This window comes from Adlercreutzia sp. ZJ473 (assembly GCF_013185065.1).
Lineage (GTDB): Bacteria > Actinomycetota > Coriobacteriia > Coriobacteriales > Eggerthellaceae > CAAEEV01.
In genome coordinates this window covers 18,723-28,955 of record NZ_JAAVTO010000039.1, presented here as the reverse complement: position 1 = coordinate 28,955, position 10,233 = coordinate 18,723, and the positions used below count along the sequence as shown (strand labels likewise).

Below are 10,233 nucleotides of genomic sequence, written 5' to 3'. Positions count from 1 at the left end.
CCGCCGGCCGCGAGCGTGGCGGGCATGTCGGCCGAGGTGCGCTATGCTGCCGCCGTCGACTCCGGAATGGCCGGAACGGGCTGGTAGGAGATCGGGAGAGCATGACCCCCATCAAAGTTACGCCGTCGCCGCGCGATGAAAGCTTGTGATGCGCGAGATCGCACGCTAGAATGAGGATGTGGACGATATCCTCCGCGAAGGGGAGGAACCGTACCCGCATGAAAGGACTCATATGAACGTTGGCTTCATAGGGGCCGGCAAGGTAGGAGGCGCGCTCGGGCGATACTTCGTCGCGCGCGGCATCCCCATGACCGGCTATTATGACGTGCGCCCTCCTGCGGCGCAACGTGCGGCGCAGCTTACCGCGACCGCCGCGTTCCCCGACGCCGCCGCCTTGGCCGCGTCAAGCGACCTCATCTTCCTCACGGTTCCCGACTCGGTCATCGCATCCGCCTGGCACGCCCTGCGCGACGCCTGCGCCGAGACGGATGCGCTCGAAGGCAAGGTCATCTGCCACTGCAGCGGCTGCCTGCCTGCACGCGTCATCGACGCCGCGGCGGCCTGCGGCGCCCACGTCGCGAGCGTCCACCCGCTCCTCGCCGTGAGCGATCCCGCCATGGACCTCGGCGCGCTCGAAGGCGCGCACCTCACTCTTGAGGGTGACGCGGAGGCCGTCGACGCGCTGCGCGAGCTGCTGACGGGCCTGCCCAACCCCCTGCACGCCATCGACGAGATCGACAAGGTGCGCTACCATGCCGCCGCCGTGATGGCGAGCAACCTCGTGCTCGCCCCGCTCGCCGCCGCCGAGCGCCTCATGGCCTCCTGCGGCTTCGACGAGCATGACGCGCGCGTGGCGCTCGAGCCCCTTATCAGGGGAAACGTCGACGCGTTCTGCACGCGCGGCGCAGTGGGCGCCCTCACGGGCCCCGTCGAGCGCAACGACGCGGGCACCGTCGAAGGGCACCTGCGCGCGCTCGACGCGCACGACCCCCAGGCCGCCCGCCTCTACCGCGCGCTCACGGCCGCGCTCGTCGACATCGCGCAGGCCAAGCACCCCGACCGCGACTACGCGCCGCTTGCCAGCACGCTCGCATCCGACGCCGCAGCCCACGCGCGCGCTGCCGACGCCGCCAGCCCCGGCGCCCCTGGCGCCGCGCCCGCCCCCGACAACACCGCCCTTGGCGACGGAGCCAACCCCGACAGCGCCGCCACCACCCATCCCAACCCCGCCACTCGTTAGGAGAACCCCATGAAGAACACCGTTTCCACCTTCGCCAAGGCCAAGAAGGACGGCGCGCGGCTCTCGATGCTCACCGCCTACGACTACACCACCGCGAGCCTCGTCGACGCGGCGGGCGTCAACGGCATCCTCGTGGGCGACTCGCTCGGCATGACCATGCTCGGCCTGCCCGACACGCTCGGCGTGACCATGGACGACATGGTGCACCACACCCGCGCCGTCACGCGCGGCGCGAAGGAGGCGCTCGTGGTGGCCGACATGCCGTTCATGAGCTACCACCTCTCCTGCGCGCAGGCGACCGAGAACGCCGGGCGCCTCGTGAAGGAGGGCGGCGCGCAGGCCGTGAAGATCGAGGGCGGCGCGCAGTTCGCCCCCGAGATCGAGGCCATCACGCGCGCGTCCATCCCCGTGATGGGGCATCTGGGCCTCACGCCGCAGTCCGTCAACGCGTTCGGCGGCTTCAAGGTGCAGGGCAAGAGCACCGCGGCGGCGCAGCGCATCGTCGACGACGCGCGGGCGCTCGAGGCGGCTGGCGCGTTCGCCGTGGTGCTCGAGTGCATCCCCGCCGAGCTCGCGCGCATCGTGACCGACGCCGTGGGCATCCCCACCATCGGCATCGGGTCGGGCGCGGGCTGCGACGGTCAGATCCTCGTCTACCAGGACATGCTCGGCATGTTCGACGACCTGACGCCGAAGTTCGCACGTCGCTTCGCCGAGGTGGGCGCGCTCATGAAGCAGGCGTTCGCCGACTACGACGCCTGCGTGAAGGACGGCTCGTTCCCCGCGCCCGAGCACACCTTCGCCGCCCCCGCCGGCACGTTCGACGGCGTCAAGTAGCGCCGCGCCCCAGGCGCGTACGCCCGCGAGCCTGCGAAGCCGTGCGACCCCGCCGCACGCGCCCGAGGCGCCCGCCTGCGCGCCTGCAAAGCCGTGTGATCCCGCAGCACGCGCCTTCGCAAGCCCGCCCATCCGCATTACCACCTTCCCACCACCGAAAGGACCTTCCATGACGAGAGTCGTCACCACCATCGCCGAAGTTCGCCAGATCGTGCGCGGCTGGCGCGCCGCCGGGCAGACCGTCGGGCTCGTGCCCACCATGGGGTACCTGCACGAGGGGCACCAGAGCCTCATCGAGCGCTCCGTGGCCGACAACGACCACACCGTGGTCAGCGTGTTCGTGAACCCCACCCAGTTCGGCCCGAACGAGGACCTGGAGAGCTACCCGCGCGACCTCGAGCATGACCGCGCGCTCGTGGAGGCGGCAGGCGCCGACGTGGTCTTCCACCCCACGCCCGCGGAGATGTACTATCCCAACCGCCGCACCACCGTGCACGTCGACGAGCTGGGAAATGAGCTGTGCGGCAAGAGCCGCCCCATCCACTTCGACGGCGTGTGCCTGGTGGTGAGCAAGCTGCTCAACATCGTCACGCCCGACCGCGCGTACTTCGGGCAGAAGGACGCCCAGCAGCTGCTCATCGTGCGCCGCATGGTGCGCGACCTGAGCTTCGGCGTCGAGATCGTGGGCTGCCCCATCGTCCGCGAGGCCGACGGGCTGGCGAAGAGCTCGCGCAACACCTACCTCTCGGATGAGGAGCGCGCCGCCGCCGTGGTGCTGTCGCGCTCGCTCGCCGCGGGCCGCGCCGTTCTCGAAGGCGGCGAGCGGCGCGCGTCCGCCGTGCGCCAGGCCGTCCTCGACGTGCTCGCCGCCGAGCCGCTCGCCGCGCCCGAGTACGTCGAGGTGGTCGACACCGACGACGTCAACCCCGTGGAGGCGGTGGAAGGCGAGGCGCTCGTGGCCATCGCCGTGCGCATCGGGGGCACGCGCCTCATCGACAACTTCTTCTTCACGCCGGAGGTGTAGGCGCCCATGCAGCTCACCATGCTCAAAGGGAAGATCCACCGCGCGACCATCAGCCAGGCCGAGCTCAACTACGTGGGCTCCATCACCGTCGACCCCGAGCTCCTAAGCGCCGCGGACATCCTGGAGTACGAGATGGTGCAGGTGGTCGACGTGAGCAACGGCGCGCGCTTCGAGACCTACACCATCGCCGGCGAGCCCGGCAGCGGCATGGTCTGCGTGAACGGCGCCGCCGCGCGCCTCGTGCAGCCCGGCGACACGTGCATCATCATGTGCTACTGCCAGATGTCGCCCGACGAGGCCCGCGCGCACCGCCCGCACGTGGTGTTCGTCGACGAGAACAACAAGCCCGTCGAGGTAACCCGCTACGAGCGCCACGGCGAGATCAGGTAGCGAGCAGCAGCGGGACGGGACAGCGAGGAGGCGGGAACGCGGCCTGAAGCGCCGAAGGCGCGATCCGCTTCCCCGCGTGCCTCCCCGCGCACCTTCCCATGCGCTTTCCCGCGCTGGGGCAGGAAAAGAAAATCGCCGCGCGGGGCGGCGATTTCGGATTCAAAATGGCGGGATGTACGAGACTTGAACTCGCGACCTCCGACGTGACAGGCCGGCGCTCTAACCAACTGAGCTAACACCCCAAGGTGGCTTGCAAAAATGGCGGGATGTACGAGACTTGAACTCGCGACCTCCGACGTGACAGGCCGGCGCTCTAACCAACTGAGCTAACACCCCGTGTTTTGCAGCTCGTCTATTTTAAACATACGCGCCCGCCGTGGCAAGCCCCATTTTCGAAAATTTGAGCCACGGAGCCGCGATCGAAGAAGGCGATCGAGGGGGTCGGCTGCAAGGCGGCTGCAAGGCTGGTTGCAGACGCCATCGCCCCACGGAGGGTGCGCTCAGCAACTCAGCCTACCCCGCGATCGAAGGCCAGCAGGCGGCGGTAGCGCTCGTTCGTGCGGGCGAGCCCGTCCGGCGCGCCGTCGATGGCGAACGCCCCGTCCTCCAGCAGCACCACGCGATCGCACGCGCCCACGCCCTGCAGGTGGTGCGTGATCATCACCACGGTGCGGCCTTCGAGCTGCTCGAACATCACGTCGATGAGCGCGCGCTCGGTGGCGGGGTCGAGCCCGGCGAACGGCTCGTCGAGCACCACCACGGGCACGTGCGACAGAAGCACGCGCGCGAGCGCGATGCGATGCCGCTCGCCGCCCGAGAAGCGCTGGCCCGCCTCGTCGACCATGGTGTCGAGGCCCTGCGGCAGGCGCTCGAGCAGGGGCGCGAGCCCCACGTCGGCCATGACGCGCTCGAGCTCCTCGTCGGTGGCGTCCGCGCGGCCGATGAGCAGGTTCTCGCGCAGCGTCTGGTGGAACAGGTGCGGCTTCTGCTGGATGACGCCCACGAGACGCGCCATCTCGTCACCCCACGCGCCCGCCTCGCGCCCCGCCACCGTGACGGAGCCCTCGCGCGGGGCGAGCTCGCCGCGCAGGAGCGCCGCGAGCGTCGACTTGCCCGCGCCCGAGCGCCCGAGCACGGCGAGCCTGCTCCCCTGCGGGATGCGCAGGCTCACGTCGCGGATGAGCGGCGGCGCGGCGCCGTAGGCGAAGGTGACGTGGTCGAAGACGATGCCAGCCGCAAGAGAGAAGGGGCCAGCGACAGTTGCGGACGCAGCATCGCTTGCAGACCCGCCCGCGGCCGCAGGAGGGACGGCGGGGTCAGCGGCACGCGCAGCCTGCCCGCGCGGCGCGTCAGGGTCGGGATAGCCGTTGAGGCGCTCGACAGCCGCGCCGTGCTCCACGAAGCCCTCGGCGGCGGCAGGCGCCGGGACGAACGCCTCGATGAGCGGGAAGAAGCACAGCGCGAAGGCGGCGATCCAGTTGGCCGCGTACGCCGGGGCGTTCTCGGAGCCGACGCCCGCCAGCGCGCCCACGGCGCCGCCAGCCGCAGCCCCTGCGCCCGCGCTCGCGCCGAACGCTCTCGCCGCCCACACGAGCACGGCCACGACGCAGAGCCCGAAGAGCACCTGCGCCGCCACGTCGCGCACGCGCACGAAGCGCCTGGCCGCGCGCTCGGCTTCGCGCAGCTTCCCTTCGAGCTTTTCGCAATGCGCGAGGTAGTCGCCACCGCGGCCCGAGAACACCCAGTCAGCCACGCCGAGCACGTTGTCGGTCAGCTCGTCGTAGAGGCGGGCGCGCAGGCTCTGCGCGCGGGTGCGCCGCGCGCCGTTCACGCACACCGACGCGAGCGGCAGCACGACGACGACCACGCCGAGCATCACCGCGAGCAGCCCGGCCACCGGCAGCGAGAACGCCCCCGTCGCCACGACGACGACCACGTACATGAGCCACGCCGCGACCAGCGGGAACACCGAGCGCAGGTACAGGTTCTGGATGTGCCCGATGTCCTCGGACAGCACGCCAAGCACCTCGCCGAGGCGGCGGGTGCGCGCGAGCGGCGAGGCGGCGCGCTCGAGGGAGTCGTAGAGGCGGCGGCGCAGCTCGCTGGTCATCCGCAGCGCCCAGTCATGGCTCACCAGGCGCTCGAAGTACTGCAGGATGGGCTTGCCGATGCCGAAGATGCGCACGAACAGCGACGGCACGTGCAGCGCGAGCACCGTGAGCGGCAGCGCCGCCGCGAGCGAGATCATGTAGCCCGAGGTGAACATGAGCGCGCCCGCGAACGCGAACGCCGCCACGCCGAGCGCGAGAGCGAGCGCAAGCACCCCCGCGTAGCGCGCGAAGAAGGGCCGCACCCACGTGTCAGCCTTCCACACCTGTGCGACTCGTGCGAGCCCCGTGACGTTTCCGCTGCTCATAGCGCACCTCCCAGCTTCTTGAGCACGCCTGCGGCGCGCGCGGCGCCAGGCGTCCCCTGCCACGCCACGCGCCCGCCCTCCATCACGAGCACGTAGTCCGCGTCAGCCACCCAGTGGAGGCGGTGCGTCGCGATGAGGGCGAGGCGCCCCTCCATGAGCGCGAGCATGTGCTGCTTGAGCTCAAGCTCGGTCTCGATGTCGAGGTGCGCCGTGGGCTCGTCGAGCAAGAGGACGTCCCGCTCACGGGCGAGGAACGCCCGCGCGAGCGCGATGCGCTGGGCCTGCCCGCCCGAGAGCTCGCGCGCACCTGAGCCGATGGGCTCGTCGACGCCTCGCTCGAGCGCGCCGACCACGCCGCCGAGGCCCACGAACGCAAGCGCCTCGCGCACCTGCGCGCCAGTCGCGTCGGGGCGGTAGAGCGCCACGTTGTCGCGCACGCTCGCGTGGAACACGTAGGGGTCCTGCGGGATGTAGGCCACGCGGCGCTGCCAAGCCGGCGTGCGCAGCGTGGGCAGCGTCGCGCCGCCGGCGCGCACCGCGCCGCACGTCGGGTCGGCGAAGCCCCCGACCAGGCTGAGCAGCGTCGACTTCCCCGACCCGCTCGCGCCGATGACGGCCACCTTGCACGGGGCGGCGAAGGAGAACGACACGTCGGAGAGCGCGCCTTCGAAGTCAGGGTAGGAGAACCCCACGCCCGCGAACGCGAGCGAGGGCGCGGACGCAGCAGGGGCTGGCGCGACGACCTCGGGGTGCGCAGCTTCCGCATCCGCCGCCGCGCGCGCGAGCCCCTCCCCTTCCGCGATCAGCTCGCCGAGCGCCGCGAGCGCCGTCCTGCCGTCGAGCGTGGCGTGGTAGTCGGCCGCGAACTCGCGGATGGGCTTGAAGTACTCGGGCACCAAGATGAGCACCGCAAGCGCCGGGAAGAACGCCAGCGCGCCGTCCACCAGGCGAAACCCCAGCATGATGGCAACCGCCGCCAGCGCGAGCGTGGCGAACGCGTCGAGCACCGCGCTCGAGAGCGTCGCGATGCGCAGCGTTTTCATGGTGGCCTCGCGGAAGCGCTCGGACACCGCGAAGATGCGCGCGGAGTGGGCGCGCGCGAGGCCGAACGCCTTGAGCGTGTCGATGCCGCGCACCGAGTCGACGAAGTGGCTCGACATGACCTGGAACTGTGCGTGGCGCCGCGCCGCCTCGTCGCTGGCCGTGTGCCCGATCATCACCATGTACAGGATGATGAAGGGGAAGCACACCAGCGCGATCACGCCCGACACCCAGTCGAGCGGGAAGATCGCGAGCAGCAGCACGAGCGGAATGATGACCACCGCGCTCATCTTGGGGATGATGAGCGCCACGTACGTCTCCACGTTGTCGACGCCCTCGACCACGTCGGCCACCACCGCGCCTGAGCCGCGGGAGGCGGTGAGGCGCGGCCCTGCGGCGAACACCGCCTTGAGCGCGCGTTCGCGCAGCTCATGCGCGCGGGCGTAGGCGTAGCGGTCGAGGTAGGCGTCTTGGGCGGCCAGGATGGCCTGGCGCCCCACGAAGCATGCGAGGAAGGCGGCCAGCCACGGGGCCTCGGCGGCAAGCGGACTTCCCGCCCACACGCCCACGATGAAGCTCGCGAGCGCCCACGCCTGCCCCACCACGGCGAGCGCGCGAACCAGCGTGAGCGCGCACGTGAGCGCATACGCGCCGCGCGCGCCGGGAAGCGCGAGCAAAGCTCGGTCGAACACGCGCCCTCCTCTCTGGCCAGGAGCTTCGCGGCCTTGCAGCCCAGGCCCAGCCTGCCGGCTGCGTTTCTCAGGTCGCCGCCGCGCGGTCCTCGGCCCAAGCCCAGCCTGCGGCTGCGACCCTCAGGTTGCGGCCGCGCGGCCTTCAGTCCGTCAGCCTCAACGCCGACTTCAGCCCCAGCCCCAACTTCCGCTCCAACGCCGGCCCCTCAGCTCATCGGCCCCCGTTCCAGCGCCGACACTCAGCCCAACCAGCTCCGTCCCAGCCAAACGATTAAATGCTACTTATATTATAGCATTTCTCCGGAGGACGTGCGCTGCGCGATGCGCGTCGTTGTCAGGACGTGGAATCCCTGCGGGGCCGCGCCCGCCGCGACGGTGGCCTCGACGCAGGCTGCGAGCAGCACGTCAGGACGCAGCGAGCCCGTCGGCTTGGCCTCGAGCGTGAAGCGCACGCGCGTGCCGTCAAGCTCGACGTCTCCCGCCAGGAAGTCGGCCACGCGCAGGACCTTCTCCTTCTTCTTGCGCACCACGCGCACCTCGTCGGGCACCTCGAGGCGCTCGGGCGCGCAGGAGAGCACCGCCTCGTAGGTGCTCAGGGGAAACGCCACCGACGCCGCGGGAGCAGAATGCTCCACGTAGGCGCACGAGAGCGGCATCATGTCGTCCGCGCTCGCGGCCTGGAGCGCGGCGAGGGCGCGCTCGGGCGGCACGTAGGAGGTGAGCAGCAGGTCGAAGAACTCGTGCGAGCCGCCCACGCCGACGGGCAGCGCCGCGCCGAACGCGATGCGCATGTGCGGCGAGAACCCCTGGCTCACCGCGAACGGCAGCTGCGCGCGCCGCACTGCGCGCTCGAGCGCGTGCGCCACCTCCAAGTGCGAGAGCATCGCCAGACGCCCCGCCTTGCGAAATACCACCCGCAACCGAAACAACCTCGGATCAGCCATGAAGCCCTGCTCTCCTCTCACGTCGCGGCATCCCGCCGCGGTCTCCCCGCGACGCCGCGCCCGCATCCCGCCGCGGCTTCCCCGCAGCGCCCGCATCCCGCCGCGGCCCTTTGCACGCATGTATGCCATGATACCAAGAGTCGCCGCGTCAGTCAGGGAAGGCGCGCAACGGAGCAGGACAAGCCTTCGGGAAACGATGCGGGCTGGTTCCAATTCGCCGTGAAACCGAGCGCGCTCCCATCGCCTCCCACGCAACTATACGATTCAAAAGTAAGCTCATAAGCGACAGCACAATTATGCATATAATTATGATAAGCTGACCTTGACCCTACGAAGGAGGCCTCATGCCCGTTTGCGTACCCGTAAAAGACCTGCGCGACACCTCTGCGTTTATCGACCTCATCGAGAGGACGCCCGAGCCGATCATCGTGACGAAGAACGGCTACGACCAGTTCGTCGCCATCCGCAGCGCCGACTACGACGAGCTCCAGCGAAGCGCCGCCAAGAGCCGCGTCCTCGAGCGCATGCTCGTCTCCGAACGTGAGCGCAGCGAAGGCAGAACCGTCGATGCGAAGGGGCTCATCGGAGACCTGAGGTCACGTTATGGCCTATAGCAGCCGCTTCCAAGAATCTGCGGCACTCGAGCTTGAGCGCATCGTCGCGACGCTGGCAAGCTACAGCGAGCAGGCTGCCTCCACGCTGCTCGACCACCTCGACAGCCAGCTGGACCTCATCTGCTCGGGAATCGTCTCCTACGGCCTCTCGCGCATGCCCGAGCTTGCGCGCCTCGGGTATCACTGCGCCCTGCTAGGCGACTACCTGTTCCTCTACTACATCGAAGGCGGCGAGGTCGTGGTAGCCCACGTATTCCACCAACGGCAGGATTACGCCGCCCTCGTTCGCTCCCAAAAAGAAACCGAAGGGCAAAACCCATAACGTCAAGCTCAATTGCCAAACGATGCCGCCGAGATACCGTTACCTCATATAGCTCGTATTTAAGCTATAATATAGGCTAACTGAAATCTAAAGGAGGTGCACATGATGACGGCGACGACAGCAACGGCGGCAGAAGCACGAGCCCATTTCGCCCGCATTGCCACTCACGTATGCGAAAGCGGCAAGCCTGTTACCGTTATGCGCAATTCCAAGCCCTGGGTCACCATCTCCCCCATTGTCGAAGACTCGCCTGTGACAAGCGTCGACTGGTCCAAGGTGGATATGGCGAGAATCGATCCCGACCTCGGCTACGCCGTGCTTCCTGCCGAGTGGGATAGCCCGGAAGACGAGGGGCTCTACGATGACCTCGTCTAGACGCATCCAACCTGGAGATATCTGGCTTGCCTACCTTCATTTCTCCACTCAGGGCTCCTTCGCACGTGCACATCGATCAGGTTTTCCAAGTGCCCGACAAAGACATCCTCGGAGGCGAGTGCATAGGAAGCGTTGAAGCCGACTTCCTCGAAAGGGTAGACGCAGCCCGAAGCAGTTTCGACAGATGAACTCGAAATAGGAACGAGTTGTCAATCGCCTAGCAAGGAGGAGCATGAGAGCAGCTGGGCCTGTTCTGGACCTATTTGCCAACACGATTCTCGGAAAGGCCTTGCGCCCCTGCCTCCTGGAGATCATCCCGAAGAGGCTCTGGCTTTCCG

10 protein-coding genes and 2 tRNA genes are annotated in these 10,233 nt (G+C 69.0%); 7 read left to right on the top strand and 5 right to left on the bottom strand.

Going from position 1 to position 10,233, the window contains the following annotated elements:
- Nucleotides 1-232 precede the first annotated feature (232 nt).
- The 4 genes from HRL41_RS08420 (at nt 233) to panD (ending at nt 3,491) form a co-directional block, all read left to right on the top strand.
- Nucleotides 233-1,240, top strand: coding sequence for a Rossmann-like and DUF2520 domain-containing protein (locus HRL41_RS08420; protein ID WP_172136387.1), 1,008 nt, complete (start codon nt 233-235; stop codon nt 1,238-1,240).
- Between the two features lie 9 nt (nt 1,241-1,249).
- A complete protein-coding gene (gene panB, locus HRL41_RS08415; RefSeq protein ID WP_172136386.1) occupies nt 1,250-2,077 on the top strand; it encodes a 3-methyl-2-oxobutanoate hydroxymethyltransferase in 828 nt (275 codons plus the stop codon).
- Between the two features lie 169 nt (nt 2,078-2,246).
- Nucleotides 2,247-3,101, top strand: coding sequence for a pantoate--beta-alanine ligase (gene panC / locus HRL41_RS08410; RefSeq protein WP_172136385.1), 855 nt, complete (start codon nt 2,247-2,249; stop codon nt 3,099-3,101).
- Between the two features lie 6 nt (nt 3,102-3,107).
- On the top strand, nt 3,108-3,491 hold the full coding sequence (gene panD, locus HRL41_RS08405; RefSeq protein WP_172136384.1) for an aspartate 1-decarboxylase: 384 nt from the start codon (nt 3,108-3,110) through the stop codon (nt 3,489-3,491).
- A 165-nt stretch (nt 3,492-3,656) separates the two neighbouring features.
- Here the strand turns inward: panD and HRL41_RS08400 are convergent.
- The 5 genes from HRL41_RS08400 to HRL41_RS08380 all read right to left on the bottom strand — a co-directional run bounded on the left by HRL41_RS08400 (nt 3,657) and on the right by HRL41_RS08380 (nt 8,584).
- Nucleotides 3,657-3,733: transfer RNA gene (locus tag HRL41_RS08400), tRNA-Asp, on the bottom strand.
- 17 nt (nt 3,734-3,750) lie between these two features.
- Nucleotides 3,751-3,827, bottom strand: a tRNA-Asp gene (locus tag HRL41_RS08395).
- A gap of 172 nt (nt 3,828-3,999) precedes the next feature.
- Nucleotides 4,000-5,907, bottom strand: a complete 1,908-nt coding sequence (cydC, locus tag HRL41_RS08390) for a thiol reductant ABC exporter subunit CydC (RefSeq protein WP_172136383.1) — start codon at nt 5,905-5,907, stop codon at nt 4,000-4,002.
- Nucleotides 5,904-7,640, bottom strand: coding sequence for a thiol reductant ABC exporter subunit CydD (cydD, locus tag HRL41_RS08385; RefSeq protein WP_172136382.1), 1,737 nt, complete (start codon nt 7,638-7,640; stop codon nt 5,904-5,906). Before cydD ends, cydC begins: the two co-directional genes overlap by 4 nt.
- Nucleotides 7,641-7,927: 287 nt before the next feature.
- The gene (locus HRL41_RS08380; RefSeq protein WP_172136381.1) at nt 7,928-8,584 is read right to left on the bottom strand and encodes a TIGR03936 family radical SAM-associated protein; all 657 of its coding nucleotides are present in this window, start codon (nt 8,582-8,584) and stop codon (nt 7,928-7,930) included.
- A gap of 344 nt (nt 8,585-8,928) precedes the next feature.
- Between HRL41_RS08380 and HRL41_RS08375 the strand changes: the two genes are divergently transcribed.
- From HRL41_RS08375 to HRL41_RS08365, 3 genes are all read left to right on the top strand, one after another.
- Nucleotides 8,929-9,198, top strand: coding sequence for a type II toxin-antitoxin system Phd/YefM family antitoxin (locus tag HRL41_RS08375; protein ID WP_172136380.1), 270 nt, complete (start codon nt 8,929-8,931; stop codon nt 9,196-9,198).
- Nucleotides 9,188-9,520, top strand: a complete 333-nt coding sequence (locus HRL41_RS08370) for a type II toxin-antitoxin system RelE/ParE family toxin (RefSeq protein ID WP_172136379.1) — start codon at nt 9,188-9,190, stop codon at nt 9,518-9,520. Before HRL41_RS08375 ends, HRL41_RS08370 begins: the two co-directional genes overlap by 11 nt.
- A gap of 102 nt (nt 9,521-9,622) precedes the next feature.
- Nucleotides 9,623-9,895, top strand: a complete 273-nt coding sequence (locus HRL41_RS08365; protein ID WP_172136378.1) for a hypothetical protein — start codon at nt 9,623-9,625, stop codon at nt 9,893-9,895.
- Nucleotides 9,896-10,233: the final 338 nt, after the last annotated feature.

Excerpts from the sequence above, each read along its gene's own strand:
- HRL41_RS08420 (WP_172136387.1), top strand. The coding sequence starts at position 233 with ATGAACGTTGGCTTCATAGGGGCCGGCAAGGTAGGAGGCGCGCTCGGG.
- panB (WP_172136386.1), top strand. The coding sequence starts at position 1,250 with ATGAAGAACACCGTTTCCACCTTCGCCAAGGCCAAGAAGGACGGCGCG.
- panC (WP_172136385.1), top strand. The coding sequence starts at position 2,247 with ATGACGAGAGTCGTCACCACCATCGCCGAAGTTCGCCAGATCGTGCGC.
- panD (WP_172136384.1), top strand. The coding sequence starts at position 3,108 with ATGCAGCTCACCATGCTCAAAGGGAAGATCCACCGCGCGACCATCAGC.
- cydC (WP_172136383.1), bottom strand. The coding sequence starts at position 5,907 with ATGAGCAGCGGAAACGTCACGGGGCTCGCACGAGTCGCACAGGTGTGG.
- HRL41_RS08380 (WP_172136381.1), bottom strand. The coding sequence starts at position 8,584 with ATGGCTGATCCGAGGTTGTTTCGGTTGCGGGTGGTATTTCGCAAGGCG.
- HRL41_RS08375 (WP_172136380.1), top strand. The coding sequence starts at position 8,929 with ATGCCCGTTTGCGTACCCGTAAAAGACCTGCGCGACACCTCTGCGTTT.
- HRL41_RS08370 (WP_172136379.1), top strand. The coding sequence starts at position 9,188 with ATGGCCTATAGCAGCCGCTTCCAAGAATCTGCGGCACTCGAGCTTGAG.
- HRL41_RS08365 (WP_172136378.1), top strand. The coding sequence starts at position 9,623 with ATGATGACGGCGACGACAGCAACGGCGGCAGAAGCACGAGCCCATTTC.